Annotated in this window: 11 protein-coding genes and 1 tRNA gene; 8 read left to right on the top strand and 4 right to left on the bottom strand. The window is 38.5% G+C overall.

The genetic code is table 11. The features are described 5' to 3' along the window. Window positions 1-34: 34 nt before the first annotated feature. Window positions 35-1,471, bottom strand: coding sequence for a pyruvate kinase (pyk, locus tag P20495_RS08710; RefSeq protein WP_007378051.1), 1,437 nt, complete (start codon window positions 1,469-1,471; stop codon window positions 35-37). A 372-nt stretch (window positions 1,472-1,843) separates the two neighbouring features. On the opposite strand from pyk, the gene gndA reads away from it, so the two are divergent. Beyond that, on the top strand, window positions 1,844-3,217 hold the full coding sequence (gene gndA, locus P20495_RS08715) for an NADP-dependent phosphogluconate dehydrogenase (RefSeq protein ID WP_007378052.1): 1,374 nt from the start codon (window positions 1,844-1,846) through the stop codon (window positions 3,215-3,217). A 67-nt stretch (window positions 3,218-3,284) separates the two neighbouring features. Here gndA and ansA read toward each other — a convergent pair whose 3' ends face one another. Then, complete coding sequence (ansA, locus tag P20495_RS08720) at window positions 3,285-4,295, bottom strand: asparaginase (RefSeq protein WP_007378053.1); 1,011 nt, start codon at window positions 4,293-4,295, stop codon at window positions 3,285-3,287. 82 nt (window positions 4,296-4,377) lie between these two features. Beyond that, complete coding sequence (gene sppA / locus P20495_RS08725) at window positions 4,378-6,243, bottom strand: signal peptide peptidase SppA (protein ID WP_008136703.1); 1,866 nt, start codon at window positions 6,241-6,243, stop codon at window positions 4,378-4,380. A gap of 290 nt (window positions 6,244-6,533) precedes the next feature. Between sppA and P20495_RS08730 the strand changes: the two genes are divergently transcribed. From P20495_RS08730 to P20495_RS08760, 7 genes are all read left to right on the top strand, one after another. Continuing rightward, complete coding sequence (locus P20495_RS08730) at window positions 6,534-8,495, top strand: FAD-dependent oxidoreductase (protein WP_008136702.1); 1,962 nt, start codon at window positions 6,534-6,536, stop codon at window positions 8,493-8,495. A 103-nt stretch (window positions 8,496-8,598) separates the two neighbouring features. Then, a complete protein-coding gene (locus P20495_RS08735; RefSeq protein WP_008136701.1) occupies window positions 8,599-9,285 on the top strand; it encodes a DoxX family protein in 687 nt (228 codons plus the stop codon). A gap of 131 nt (window positions 9,286-9,416) precedes the next feature. After that, the gene (locus P20495_RS08740; protein ID WP_008136700.1) at window positions 9,417-9,965 is read left to right on the top strand and encodes an NAD(P)H nitroreductase; all 549 of its coding nucleotides are present in this window, start codon (window positions 9,417-9,419) and stop codon (window positions 9,963-9,965) included. A gap of 203 nt (window positions 9,966-10,168) precedes the next feature. Further along, window positions 10,169-10,546 carry a hypothetical protein gene (locus tag P20495_RS08745; protein WP_007378058.1) on the top strand — a complete coding sequence of 126 codons (378 nt, stop codon included), beginning with the start codon at window positions 10,169-10,171 and terminating at the stop codon, window positions 10,544-10,546. A gap of 96 nt (window positions 10,547-10,642) precedes the next feature. Further along, window positions 10,643-10,733 (top strand) — tRNA-Ser (locus tag P20495_RS08750). 50 nt (window positions 10,734-10,783) lie between these two features. Further along, window positions 10,784-11,167: a hypothetical protein gene (locus tag P20495_RS08755; protein WP_007378059.1), complete on the top strand. Its 384-nt coding sequence runs from the start codon at window positions 10,784-10,786 to the stop codon at window positions 11,165-11,167. Window positions 11,168-11,236: 69 nt separating this feature from the next. Next, window positions 11,237-11,857 (top strand): FKBP-type peptidyl-prolyl cis-trans isomerase, encoded by a 621-nt coding sequence (locus P20495_RS08760; protein ID WP_007378060.1) that lies wholly within the window; start codon window positions 11,237-11,239, stop codon window positions 11,855-11,857. A gap of 362 nt (window positions 11,858-12,219) precedes the next feature. Here P20495_RS08760 and P20495_RS08765 read toward each other — a convergent pair whose 3' ends face one another. Next, window positions 12,220-14,601 carry a TonB-dependent receptor domain-containing protein gene (locus tag P20495_RS08765; RefSeq protein WP_008136698.1) on the bottom strand — a complete coding sequence of 794 codons (2,382 nt, stop codon included), beginning with the start codon at window positions 14,599-14,601 and terminating at the stop codon, window positions 12,220-12,222. Window positions 14,602-14,633: the final 32 nt, after the last annotated feature.

Below are 14,633 nucleotides of genomic sequence, written 5' to 3'. Positions count from 1 at the left end.
CGAGTCTTAGCTCGCATTTTTTTATATTTAGTAATTATACAACAGTTACGATTTTCATTGTGTTAGTTGCGCCCACGGTTTCCATTGAGTCACCGTGAGTAATGATCACTGTATCGCCAGATTCTAAAGAGCCTTGAGCAACTAAAGTATCAAGTGCTGCTTTTACCATACCGTCTTTTTCAGTTTTTGTAGAATCAAAAAATACTGGGTAAACACCACGATAAAGTGCCGTTTGACCTAACGTACTTGCATGACGTGAAAGCGAGTAGATTGGTAAACCAGAGCTAATACGCGACATCAGTTTAGCCGTACTGCCAGATTCAGTTAGTGTGATGATTGCTTTAACAGAATCTAAATGGTTTGCTGCATACATAGCAGAAAGGGCAATTGATTCAGCATTATTAGAAAAGCGACTATCTAAACGATGTTTAGAAACGTGTGTTTCTTTTTGAGATTCAGCACCTAAACAAACACGTGCCATTGTAGCAACTGTTTCTTCAGGGTAATCACCAGCCGCTGTTTCAGCAGAAAGCATTACAGCATCTGTTCCATCAAGAACAGCATTTGCAACATCCATAACTTCTGCACGAGTGGGCATCGGGTTATCGATCATCGATTCCATCATTTGCGTTGCTGTTACTACAGTACGGTTTAATGAACGAGCACGACGAATAATTAGTTTTTGCTTGCCCATTAGTGCAGCATCACCAATTTCAACACCTAAATCACCACGAGCAACCATTACAGCGTCAGACGCTAAGATAATGTCATCAACCGCTTCTTGTGTTTCAACGGCTTCAGCACGTTCAATTTTTGCAAGTAGTTGTGCTTTTGAACCAGCAGCTTCAGCTAGAGAGCGAACGTAGCGCATATCATCACCACTACGAGGGAATGAAACTGCAATATAATCTACGTCAATTTCAGCTGCCGTGATTAAATCTTCTTTATCTTTTTCAGTAAATGCTGGAGCAGTTAAGCCACCACCTAAACGGTTAATACCTTTATTGTTAGATAAAACACCGCCAACAGTTACAGTACAATGTACTAAGTGCCCAGCTACTTCATCAACACTTAGTTGGATAAGGCCGTCATTTAGGAGGAGTAAGTCGTTAGGGCTAACATCGTTAGGTAATTCTTTATAATCAATACCTACAGAGTTAACATCGCCTTCGCCTTTTTCCATTTTTGCATCAAGAGTGAACTTTGCACCCACAGCAAGCGTTACTTTACCTTCTTTAAAAGTAGAAACGCGGATTTTAGGGCCTTGAAGGTCAGCAAGGATGGCAATATGCTTGCCTAATTTTTTTGCAATATCGCGTACAGCTTGCGCACGGTCTTTATGATCTTGTGCAATACCATGTGAGAAGTTTAAACGTACAACGTTGGCGCCGGCGCGAATAATTTTTTCTAAATTGTTATCTCTATCGGTAGCAGGCCCAAGGGTAGCGACTATTTTTGTGCGTCTTAGCATCAAATTCTCCTGTGTGCTTAGATGTAAGCGGGTTAACGGTTGTTTTGTTATTTAAAATACAAATACAAAAAGGTAAAAATATTTTTAGTAATGGACAATGTTTGTATTATTGCCACTATTTTATACAAAACTATTGTGTCATCATTATGACACCGGTGTCAGAATGCGTCAATGTTCTTAAATTTTAAATAGCATTGCTTTTTGTCACCCTGAGAGCACTGATGTTTGATATAATCGCGTAGCTTATTTATCTATATTAAAAAAGCATGTTGTATTAGTTATGTGATTAGTCTTTTATGACTGTATCAGTATAATGCACACGGTATTATTTACATTCACTAACCAAATAGTTGTTACCGAGGAGGACACTAAATGCAAGTTGCATTAGTCGGGTTAGGCGTTATGGGGAAAAATCTTGCTTTAAACTTGATTGAAAAAGGGATTACGCTAGTCGCTTATGACAAAAATCCGCATGCGGGTGAAGAGTTATTAAGTTGTGCTAAATCGCAAGGTATGGCCGATAGACTGCATATTGTTTCTGATTTAAGAGACATGGTAAAGCGTTTAGAAGTACCTCGTTCAATCTTACTGCTTGTTCCTGCTGGTGAGCTAGTTGATACAGTTTGTAATGAACTGGTGGATGCGGGCGTTGATTGCAATGACATGATTGTTGATTGTGGTAACAGTAATTATAAAGACGGTATAACGCGTAAACTTAAGTACCAAAATAAATTTGAATTTGCCACTATGGGTATTTCTGGTGGTGCAGAAGGCGCTCGTCATGGCCCTGCAATGATGGCAAGTGGTTCTGAGGGTGGTTGGGAACGTATTGAACCTTGGTTTGAAAAAGTAGCTGCAAGCTATAATGGCGACTCATGCTTTGCGCGTGTAGGCCAGTCTGCGAGTGGTCATTTTGTAAAAATGGTTCACAACGGTATTGAATATGCACTGATGCAATTAATCGCTGAAGTGTACCAATTGCTTCGTTTAGGCACAGGCCGTTCACCCAAAGAAGTGGCTGCTATTTTTGATGATTGGTCAAAAGGTCAATTAAATAGTTACCTGCTTTCGATTTCTAGCCATATCTTATCCCTTGAAAATCAAAAAAATGTTCCGCTTGCGGACTTAATTGATAATAAAGTTGGCGCCAAAGGGACCGGTCTCTGGACTGCGCAAAATGCACTCGAACTTGGTATTGCTGTCCCTTCACTTGTTGCTGCTGTGCAAGCTCGCCATTTAACCAATGCATGCGATACAACTGCCGCACAAGAGATGACATATGCAACTAAATCAACCAACAACGTTGATATTGATTTAGAAGAGCTAAAAGATGCATTTACGCTTGCAAGCTTATTGGCTTATCGCCAAGGTTTAGCGCTTATAAAGGGTGCATCGCGTACACATCAATGGAAAGTTGATTTATCTAAAACATTACAAACTTGGCGCGCAGGTTGTATTATTCGCGCCGATTATTTAGATAGCGTAGCGCAAGGCGTTGAATTTATTGATTCTCTTGATAAAGAAGCTGCGGCACTTCGTAAGGTAACAGGCCAAGCAATTATGTCTGGCTTAGCGTTTCCAGTGCTTAGCTCATCGCAAACTTATTTAGCGACGTTAACTACACCAAGTAATGGGCATTTAGTACAAGCCCAGCGTGATTACTTTGGTGAACACGGTATTAAAACCCACAGTGGTGAAATGTGCCATTTAACAGATTTAGTAGAGATAGACGCTAAAGTTAGATAATAAGCAGTTGTTTAAAAGTTTAAAGGCACGCTTATTAGCGTGCCTTTTTGTTTTTAGTTGTGCGTTATTATCTGCTTAATTCACCACGTAAATTGTCTTGCATTAAATGGCGAATAGTCTCAATTTCAAGCTTTTGACTAAATAAGTAATGCAACTTAGTTAAACAGGCTTCTAACGTCATATCATATCCACTAATAACACCAATATTTAATAATGCGTTACCTGTTGCATACCCCCCCATGTTTACATGACCTTTTAAACATTGGGTTAAATTAACGATGACCATTCCGCGCTTACTTGCTTCACTTAGCACCGATAAAAATTCTGGATCTTGAGGTGCATTACCCACTCCAAAGCTAAGTAAGACCAAGGCTTTAATATTGTCGTTTACTAAGCTTTTAACTACGTCTCGGCTAATACCTGGGTATAAATATAGCACCCCGATAGGTTGGGGCGTTATAGGCGTTACTTGCAGCTCGTTTTCAACGTAAGGGCTAAGCTGACCTTTAATAAGTTGAATACTAATACCAGATAGCGCTAAAGGTTCAAGGTTAGGCGATGCAAATGCATTAAAACCGTCAGCATGGGCTTTTGTTGCTCTATTTCCTCTAAATAGCTGGTTATTGAAAAACAAGCTTACTTCAGCAATCGGATAGTTTGCGGCTAAATACATTGCGTTAAGCAAGTTGACTTGTCCGTCTGAGCGCAATTGTGAAAGCGGAATTTGCGAGCCGGTTACAATCACAGGCTTAGTCAGATTTTCAAACATGAACGAAAGTGCAGAGGCGGTGTACGCCATTGTGTCAGTGCCGTGCAGAACAACAAAACCATCGTATTGTTGATACTTACTTTTAATATCATCAGCAATAAGTTGCCAATGAGCAGGCGACATATCAGACGAATCAATAAGAGGACAGTATTCGTGAATATCAAATAAAGGCATTTCATCACGATTAAATTCAGCGTTGTTGACCACTGTCTCAGTTAAAAAGCCTTCGGCCGGAATGTAACCACGGCTCGATTTTTTCATCCCTATAGTACCGCCAGTGTAAGCGATATAAATGCGTTTGCGTTTCATAAAAAAAGCCCAGTAAAAAAACTGGGCTTAGTATAACGTTAAGCAGCTTCAAATACAGCTGATTAGACGAAGCGATGCACTTTTATTGTGCAACGTCACACACTAGACAGCGTGCATATACACCTTGTGGATCGTTGTAATCTTTAAGGTTTTCAACTTCAGTACTTAATTGGTTAATAACGCTTTGCAAGTTAGCTTGCGTAGCGAGCACTGATGTTTTTTGTGATTGTAGGCCTAACATTGATTTAATCGACGCATTTCCAAAGATATCTTGCATCATTTTTTCTTGCGGGCTTAAATCATGCGTCATTGTTTTAACTTCGTAGTGATTTAGTTTTGCAAGAGCAGCTGCAGCATCAATTGCATTTTGTTTATTACCAAGCTTATCTACCAAGCCTAACTCTAGGGCTTGCGAAGCAATCCATACGCGCCCTTGTGCTATTTTATCAACTTGCTCTGGGGTCATATTACGTGCTTCGGCCACAACATTTAAAAAGCGACCGTATGCTTCTTCAACACTCATTTGAATTATTTGACCCATTTTTTCGTTTAGTGGGCGAGTGATGGAAAAACCTGCCATTTCAGTTGTTGCAACACCATCTGAATAAACACCAATTTTAGACAAGGTTTTTTCAAATGTCATAAACGTACCAAACACACCAATAGAACCTGTTATTGTACTCGGTGCTGCCCAAATTTCGTTTGCTGCAGAGGCAATCCAATAACCGCCCGATGCTGCTACAGAACTCATTGAAGCAATAACCGGTTTACCCGCTGCCTTTAGTGCGAGCACTTCAGCACGAATAACTTCAGAGGCGAACATGCTACCACCACCAGAGTCGATACGAAGTACAACTGCTTTAACTTTATCATCAAGGCGTGCTTTACGAAGAAGGGCTGCAGTAGAGTCGCCACCAATTTCGCCAGCTTTACGTTCACCGTCAACAATTGTGCCCTTTGCAACAACAACGGCTACTTTTTCAGTTAGTGGATTATCAAATGCAATAGGTGGTTTAACTAAGCTTAAGTATTCACGAAATGATACTTGCTTAAATGTTTTACCATCTTCTTGTGTGCCAACTAAGTCGATAAGTTGTTGGCGGATCTGTTGACTTGTTTTTAACGAATCAACCCATTGATGATCTAGTGCATATTTACCAGCGTCACCATTTGCGGCTTGCATTTTTGCTAAATACACATCCATTGTTTCGTCAAAGTTTGATTCATCAAAAGGGCGTACTGCAGCAACATCTTGTTTGTATTCGCTCCAAAGAGCGCCTAACCAAACACGGTTAGCTTCTTTCGCTGCATCAGACATGTCATTACGGATAAAAGGTTCTACTGCCGACTTGAAAGTACCAACACGGAAAATATGCTGCGTTACTTCAAGTTTTTCAAGTGCATCTTTGAAGTAAAGTGGGTACATGCCATACCCCTCAATTGCAACGCTACCGTAAGGGTGCATAGCAATTTCATCAGCATGCGATGCTATATAGTATTGCGCTTGCGTATAGTAATAGCCTGATGCTATAACTTTTTTACCTGTTTCTTTAAAGCGGTCAATGGCACTTGAAATTTGCTTAAGCTTATTCAAATGTGCTTTAGGCATTTCTTGTAAATCAAGAAGTAACACAGTAATGCGTTCATCTTTAGCCGCTTCATTAATTACTTCAACGATATCATCTAGTAAAATTTCACTTGGTACTTCTGAACCTGATGTCACATCGCTGATAGCTGCTTCAATTGGATCAATGTATGTTTTTTCTTCTACGATAGGACCATTAAGATTTAATCTTAGGACAGAACCATCTTCAATAATTATCTTATCGTCATCGCTTGATATACCCGCAATAAAAACAATTACAAGTAATAAAAACAAAATGTTAAGTACTAATCGACGAGAAAAGTTAATCCCAGCCCAAATACCTTTAAATATTTTTTCTATCAAAATAGCTCCTTAATTTGGTACAGCTAATACGTTTGTTCCATCTTATCCTAGAATAAAAAAAAATTTAACTGCTAAATCGTAACGAAGTGTTTATGAATGTGTTTAAGTGCCCATAAATAGAGTATTTTTGAAGTATTTAATAATTTTTTTGCATCAAATTAATGCACATTAAAAATTAGTTAATTATGTTAAGAGGTTCACAATTAAATGCAGTCAAATATTGCTTATTACTTGCCATTGAAGCAGAATTAGCTAATGTATACAGGTTAGACCAGTTAACGGGGCAGAGGATGTTAGAACAACAACTACAATTAAAACACACACAATTACGTAACCGCTTAGTGATGGGCTCAATGCATACGGGCTTAGAAGAAGGCTGGCATAACCGAAAACGCCTACGTGCTTTTTATGAAGCACGTGCCAAGGGCGGTACCGCAATGTTAATTACGGGCGGGTACAGCCCTAATTTACGCGGTAAATTGACACCTATTTCTTCCTCATTTAATAGTTATTATGACGTATTTAAGCATCGCGCATACACAGATGCTGTGCATAAACATGGTGGGAAAATTTGCCTGCAACTATTACATGCTGGACGCTATGCGTACCATCCATTCAATCAAGCGCCAAGTGCCATACAAGCACCTATTAATCCTTATAAACCTAAAGCTATGTCATTAGGGTCTATTAAAAAAACAATTAAAGACTTTGCGCACTCTGCCTATATGGCTGAAAAAGCAGGGTACGATGGCGTAGAAGTGATGGGTTCTGAGGGTTATTTAATTAATGAATTTATGGCGCCTCATACTAATAAACGCGAAGATGAGTTTGGTGGTAACCTAGAAAACAGAATGCGACTTGCGCTTGAAATAGTTAAAGCAGTGAGATCAAAAGTATCTGAAAAGTTTTTAATCATTTTTAGATTATCAGTAATAGATTTAATCCCAAATGGCTCAACACCCGATGAAGTGACAATTCAAGCTATTGAACTTGAAAAAGCGGGCGTTGATATTTTTAATACAGGCATTGGCTGGCACGAAGCGCGTGTACCGACTATTGCGAGTATGGTGCCACCTGGTGCATTTAAAGAAGCTTCAAAACGCTTAAAAGATGTAGTTAGTGTCCCAGTAATTGCTGTTAACCGAATTAATACACCTGAAATTGCTAATGATATTTTAACTGCCGGTGAAGCAGACTTAATTTCAATGGCTCGTCCGTTATTGGCTGACCCTGAGTTTTTTAATAAGTATGTAAATAAGCAATCTAAGCAAATCAATATCTGTATTGGGTGTAATCAAGGTTGTTTAGATCACGTGTTTAAGAATAAACGTGCTACCTGTTTAGTTAATCCACAAGCTGCATTTGAGCTAGATTACCCATTAGAGCAAGCGACTAAAGCTAAAAATGTATTGGTAGTGGGGGCAGGTCCTGCTGGTTTATCGGCAAGTTGCTATTTAGCGCAAAAAGGCCATCATGTCACGTTAATTGATCAAAAAGAGCAGATGGGTGGCCAATTTAATTTAGCTATGCAAATACCCGGTAAAGAAGACTTTAACCACACTTTAAATTATTACACTAATGAGTTAGCACGTTTAAATGTGAGTGTTGAATTGGGTAAAGCTTATAATGACAGTATGCTTGAAAGCTATGATGATATTGTTTTTGCTACAGGTGTAAGACCACGTGAAGCAACGATTAAGTGTAATGATGGTAAACGTGTTTTTGCCTACGACGAAGTTATTCGTGGCGAAGTAGAACTGGGTAAATCAATTGCAATTTTAGGCGCAGGTGGTATAGGTTTTGATATGGTCGCATTTTTAAGTGAGCACAGATCACAAACTATTAGCGATTTTAAAACGCAATGGGGCATTGAATGTGAGCCACAACCACATAAAGATGAACGCCAATTATACATGTTAAAGCGAAGTGCAGGGCGCTTTGGTAGTGAGTTAGGCAAAACAACAGGCTGGATACATCGCCAAGTCGCAAAACAACATGGTGTTAAGCAAATTGCTGATTGCCAATATAACAGTTTTGATAAAAATGGTTTATCCATAACTGTTGCAGGTGAGACACAAACCTTACCAGTTGATACTGTTATTGCCTGTATCGGGCAGGTATCAAATAATGAAGTGCTCAAAAATCAACTTGATAATGCTAAAGTACATGTCATAGGCGGTGCTAAACTCGCTTCAGCAATTGACGCTAAGCGCGCGATATTTGAAGCATTGCAAATTGCCCGCAGTATTTGACGAACATAACGCTATATTTGTGCAATGAAATACTTTTTGTTTTAGTGCGGTCTTGGTTGTTTATAGTCTATAACTAAATAAACAATGAACGAACAGGACACACATGAAAAATAAAATAATTGGTATTTACGATACAATTTTGGGTAAATTATCATTTTTAGATGGTTTACCCGCTTTACTATTTCGTTTGATTTTAGCGCCAGTAATGATTATTGCAGGTTACAATAAACTTGCGATAAGCGGTGAAACCGAAAGTTTTTTTGATAACTTTTTAGCCTCTCCCGACGTTGTTCAATGGTTTGGCAATAGTGAATGGGGATTAGGATTACCTTTTCCCGATTTACTTGCTTTTTTAGCGGGGTGGAGTGAGTTCTTAGGCGGCTGGTTTTTACTGCTTGGTTTGCTCACTCGCTTAGTTAGCATTCCGCTGATGTTCACGATGGTTGTAGCGGCAACATCAGTGCATTGGCATAATGGTTGGTTTGCAATAGCACCTACAAACCCTGATACCAGTGCAGCACAAGTACTTGATTGGCTATCTGTTCCAGGTGCCAAAGAAAGCCTCGAAAACTCTTTAGAAGTACAAAACCGAATCGGGATAATTCGTGGATTAGTCGAAGAACATGGTTCTTCCGATTACTTATACGAAAAAGGTAAACCATCGATTTTAAACAATGGTATTGAGTTTTCAGCAATCTACTTTGCTATGCTATTTAGCTTATTTTTTATGGGCGGCGGACGTTTTGTTAGTATTGATTACTGGCTAAAGCGAGTTGCTCTAAAAGAATAACGACTTAACATGTATTACTAACGGCTACTTAAATTATTATTTATGTAGCCGTTTTGCGTTTTAGACTTTCAATATTTATTTTTTCAGCATTAAAATGTTACCCTAACGTTTTTAATTTTAAGGAAATAGCTGTGAACGCAATCGAGCTTCTACTTACCCGTCAATCTGATCCAAAATTAACTGATCCCGCGCCAAATGAGGAGCAACTTGCAATTATTCAGCAAGCAGCATTACGTGTTCCTGATCATGGCTGTATAGCCCCTTGGCAGTTTATTATTGCCCAGGGTGATGCGCGTCATAAATTAGGCGAAATTTATCATCAAAGTGCAGTGACAGAGCTACAAGAAGAAAAAGTAATTAATCGTGCTAAAGAGCTTCCATTGCGTGCACCTATGATTATTATTGCGATTGCAAAATACCAAGAACACCCAAAAGTCCCTCGAATAGAGCAAATACAAAGTGCAGGATGCAGTGTATTGGCAATGCAACAAGCCGCATTTGCACAAGGTTTAGGTGGCGTTTGGCGTACGGGGTATTTTGCACAAAGTCAGGCTGTTAAAAAGGCACTTAATTTGCAAGAACACGATGAAATAGTGGGCTATTTATATATAGGTACGCCGACTGTAGATTGCAAAAAATCGGCTCGCCATAAACCTGAAAATTATTTTAGTTATTTGTAAAATAGTATGAACTTTTCCTAATTCTAATAGTCTTAAATCATTAATGTTGTATATTGCTTAGAGAAAAAATTAATGGTTCGGCTGTGAGAAGTGCTTGGAAGCATAAAGTATAATAATTCTTCTTCAGTTTGTTTTTTAATCGGTTGTTTTTTGATAATGTATGGAAAGTCTTAATAAAAATAACGATAAAGAAGACGAAAACGATGGGTAATTTATTTTTACGTGAAAAAGAAAACTGGTTAGCATGGTCAATCTGGGGTGTTTTGGGAGCTCTTGTCACACTCTATGTTGCTATGAGTACTAATATAGCGCATTTTGCGGCAGGTTCTGCTATTGGTGTATTAGTAATATTAACTTGGTGGATGCAACAATCTAAACGATTTGATTTTGGTCGGGCATTTAAAATATGTTGCTATGTATTAATGTTAAGTCTATTACCCACCCTTATCCTTGTTGTGATACCCAGTGGTGATTTAAATCAATTTGATATGATTTTTCAAAGCATAACGCTATTTGCACTGAGTTTGTTAGCATGTTTGATTTGTTCGTTTATTGCACGAAGACCAAAGCAGTATTACTAACAAGTAGATTATTAATAAATATATTTAATTTTTTACTCACTAGAGTGTATTAGTTCTTTACAAACAATGCATTTCACTCTATTATCCGCGCCGTACGGAGAGATGGCAGAGTGGTCGAATGCACCGGTCTTGAAAACCGGCATGGGTTTATAGCCCATCTAGGGTTCAAATCCCTATCTCTCCACCATTATTTAAAAAACCGCCTTATTGGCGGTTTTTTGCTATGTGGAACTAAAAATGACAAAACAAATTCAATCAATCCCACAATTACTAATTAAACATACTTTACTATGGACGGTATTTGGTTACTGCTATCAAAGTGCTATTAGCTTATTAGTAAAAATGGCTATAGACGCTCAACCAGAATACCCATTAATTACCGCTTTAATTTATGGTGTTGGTTTTAATGTTTTAGCTGCCCATCTTATTACTAAATACGATAAGCATTGGCCAGTTATTGGCTCTGTTTTTATCGGTTGTATAGGGCTGCTTGTCGTGCCATTTTTACTGCTTGGCGAATCAGGATTACTAACAATGCCTCTACTTGTTGGAATTTTATTCAGTTTGCCGCTTTGCAGTTATATTGTTGGCCTAATTAAGCTAAAACTCAGCAAAAACTAGCCCCAAACGCGGTTTATTTTGTGATAGCATAGTCGCGTCTTTTAACTAACAAAACGTGAAAAACACATTATGTCAGATAATTTTACTACAGATGCTGAAAAAGCAAGTTACGGTATTGGCTTACAAATGGGTGAGCAACTTAAGTCTAATCCTTTTGAAGGCTTAAACCTAAATTCAGTATTTGAAGGCATGAAAGATGCGTACGCTGGTAGCGCATTTCAAGTTGAGATCCCTGAGATCCAAGCTGCATTTGAAAAAATCAACGAAGAGATTCAAGCTCGTCGTGAAGAAGAGTCTAAAGTACTTTCTGCAGAAGGTATTTCATTCTTAGAAGAAAACGCAAAACGTCCTGAAATCACAGTAACTGAGTCTGGTCTTCAATACGAAGTACTAGCAACTGGCGAAGGCGAAAAGCCAACAGCTGAGTCTACAGTACGTGTTGATTACCACGGTACACTTATTAACGGTACTGTGTTTGATAGCTCATACGAGCGCGGTGAACCAGCTGAATTTCCAGTTGGTGGCGTGATCAAAGGCTGGACTGAAGCATTACAAATGATGCCTGTAGGTACTAAATGGCGTATCTACGTTCCTCATGAGCTTGCTTATGGTGAACGTGGCGCAGGTGCTGCAATCGCACCTTTCTCAACGCTTGTATTTGACGTTGAACTACACGAAATCATTTCTTAATTTAAATAAATTTTAAAATTAAGAGTTTAAAAAGCCGTATTCGATCTGAATACGGCTTTTTTGTATCTGTAATCTAAGCGTTTTATACCAATTCGATTAATTAAGTGGTCTATTTTGCGCTAAGAAAATTGTGTCCATAACAAGGCAAAAATTTCTTTAATTAATTTTTATCACTAATTGCTCCTGCATTGCTCTACCTCCTACATCCATGCAGTCGTATATCAGAATTTTTAACACAGTTAGAGTCAGATTTAATCCCTTAAATTGATTAACTATTATTACGGATATGTATTCTAACAATAAAAAAACCGCATTAATAAAATGCGGTTTATAAATATGTAAGCTAAAACGATTTTTAATTATTAAAAATAACCACGAACACCAAAGCGAAAGTTTCTGCCTGGAAGTGGGGCGGTATCTTTAATAAAAGAGGTATGCACAAAGCCTAACTCGTCAGTAATATTATCTACATTTAGATAAAGTTGTGCATCTATTGCGCCTAATCCTAATTGGTAGTTAGCCTGTGCATCGAATAATGTATAACCATCTGTTTTAGTTTCAAAGGCCGTTATATCACTTTGATCAAAGTAATGCGTGCCAGTAAGTGTCAACTGTAAATCACCTAAAGTGTATTGTAGTTCAGAACCTAACTTATTAGCTGGAATACGCGGTAAATTACCTTCATCGTCTTTTAATTTAGCGCGAGTCGAGTCGCCAAATACTTTTACCATAGCGCTTGGTGTTATTTGGTAATGTGCATCAAACTCAATTCCATAAAGCTCAGCGTCTTTACTTGTGAACTGATAAACGGCAACGGCATCGTCATGGGCACCAATAGCTGATTCTAAACCATCCTCTTCGTCAAATACTAATCCTGTATTTTCTTGAAAGTAAAAGTTTTTAATATCGTTATAGAAAAAGTTAACGGTATAACCAAAATCGCCACTAAAACGTCTAAAACTTAAATCTAAGTTTGTTGAGGTTTCTTGTTTAATATTTTCTGGTTCGAAATGTGTTTCATTACCTTCAATGTTATACCCAAGACCTAGCTCATACGTACCAGTGGCAATGTGTAAGCCATTGGATAATAATTCAGCAGAGAGTGGTGCACGTTCTGAATGAGAAATACTCGTCGCAATACTATGGCCTGGTTTGTATTGCCAAATAGCGCCAGCAGATACACTTACATTAGTAAAACTTTTGCTGTAACCGATTGTTTCTTCATCGTCATGGTCATCTTCAACTTCGTCATGATCATGGCCGTGTTCAACTTCTGAAATTTGGCTTTTTATTTTATAATCTTCAACACGTGCGCCCAGCTCTACTGTCACATCACCAAATTCACGTTCTTCTAATAAATACACAGCGTTAGTTGTTGTTACGCTCGCTGGTGTAAATGCTTCTTCACCAATAGCATCGTAATCAGAATCACTGTAATGATAACCAACCATACCGTGCCAATCAGCAAATTTATGCTCTACATTTAAACGTGCTTCTGTCGTTTTATTTGTAAAGGTTGTACCAATTGCACCGTCTTCAATTTCGCTATGCGAATAATCAGTGTAGCCAACACGTAATTTGATTGTTTCAATCCAGTTATTATGCAGTGCGTAACTTACAAGTCCTTGCCAGCGGTCTTGCTCTAAATGAGCATAAACTGGGTCTTCAGCCGTTTCATCTTCATGCTCAGCATGCTCTTCTTCAGTTTCGTCTTCGTGATCATGTTCGTGATGATGTTCATGCCCCGGAATACCGTAATCAGTTTCTATATTGCCATATGAAAAACCAACCGTTAAGTGCTCCCCAACATAGCTAGTACCAAAGTTAACTGTTTCACTATCGATAAAGGTATTTTCTACTGAGTTTTCAATTTCTACATCGCCATCTTCATCTGAGATAGTAAAAGTAGGTGTTTGATAATCATCACCTGTACGTTTTGTACCATCAAAATGAAAATTAAAATTGTTATAACCGCTTTCTAATTTTGCAGCATATGTATTTGCGTTTGATACAGTGTCGTGACTGTATTCTGCCGCGCCCGTTAGTTCATCAATGTTACTAGTAGGAATGCGGTTATCTACTACATTTACTACACCACCAATCGCACCCGAGCCATAAAGTAGGGTACTTGGGCCGCGTAATACTTCTATCTGCTCTGCGGCTAAACTATCGCTTGATGTTGCGTGGTCTGGACCAATACGCGACGCATCACTGCTATCTAAACCATTTTGCATTATTTTAACGCGAGGGCCACCTAAGCCACGAATAATAGGGCTTGAAGAAACAGGGCCAAAGTAGCTGGCGTTAACACCTGGCAAACCCTTTAGCGTTTCACCAAGTGTAGGTTTAGATTTATTTCTAAGCTCATCACCAGATAAAACACTCACTGGAGAAATCATTTCTAGACTATTTTTATGAAGCGCTGAGGCATACACAACAACAGTTTCTACCGAGGTTGGTTTAAGAGAAACGGTTACATTGTTAGATAAACCTGTAACATCTATTCGAGAATCAATGTAATTATTTTTACTTATATGCAGTTGGCTTGCTGTATCAACTTCGATAGAGAATTCGCCAAGCTCATTACTTTTTACGCCTTGTGTCTTACCATGTATATGAATAGTCGCATTTTGAATTGGTTGATTTTTATTATCTGTTACTTTGCCATTAATTGTGGCAGCAAGTACTGAATGAGAACATAAAACAGAAAAAATAGCGGAGGAGATTAATGTTAGCTTTGTCATGGATATATTGGTTCGCGGTTATTATGTTGTGA

This window comes from Pseudoalteromonas sp. BSi20495 (assembly GCF_000241185.1).
Classification (GTDB): Bacteria; Pseudomonadota; Gammaproteobacteria; order Enterobacterales; family Alteromonadaceae; genus Pseudoalteromonas; species Pseudoalteromonas fuliginea.
The sequence above is the reverse complement of the archived record's forward strand: the minus strand, read 5'-3'. Positions and strand labels throughout refer to the sequence as shown.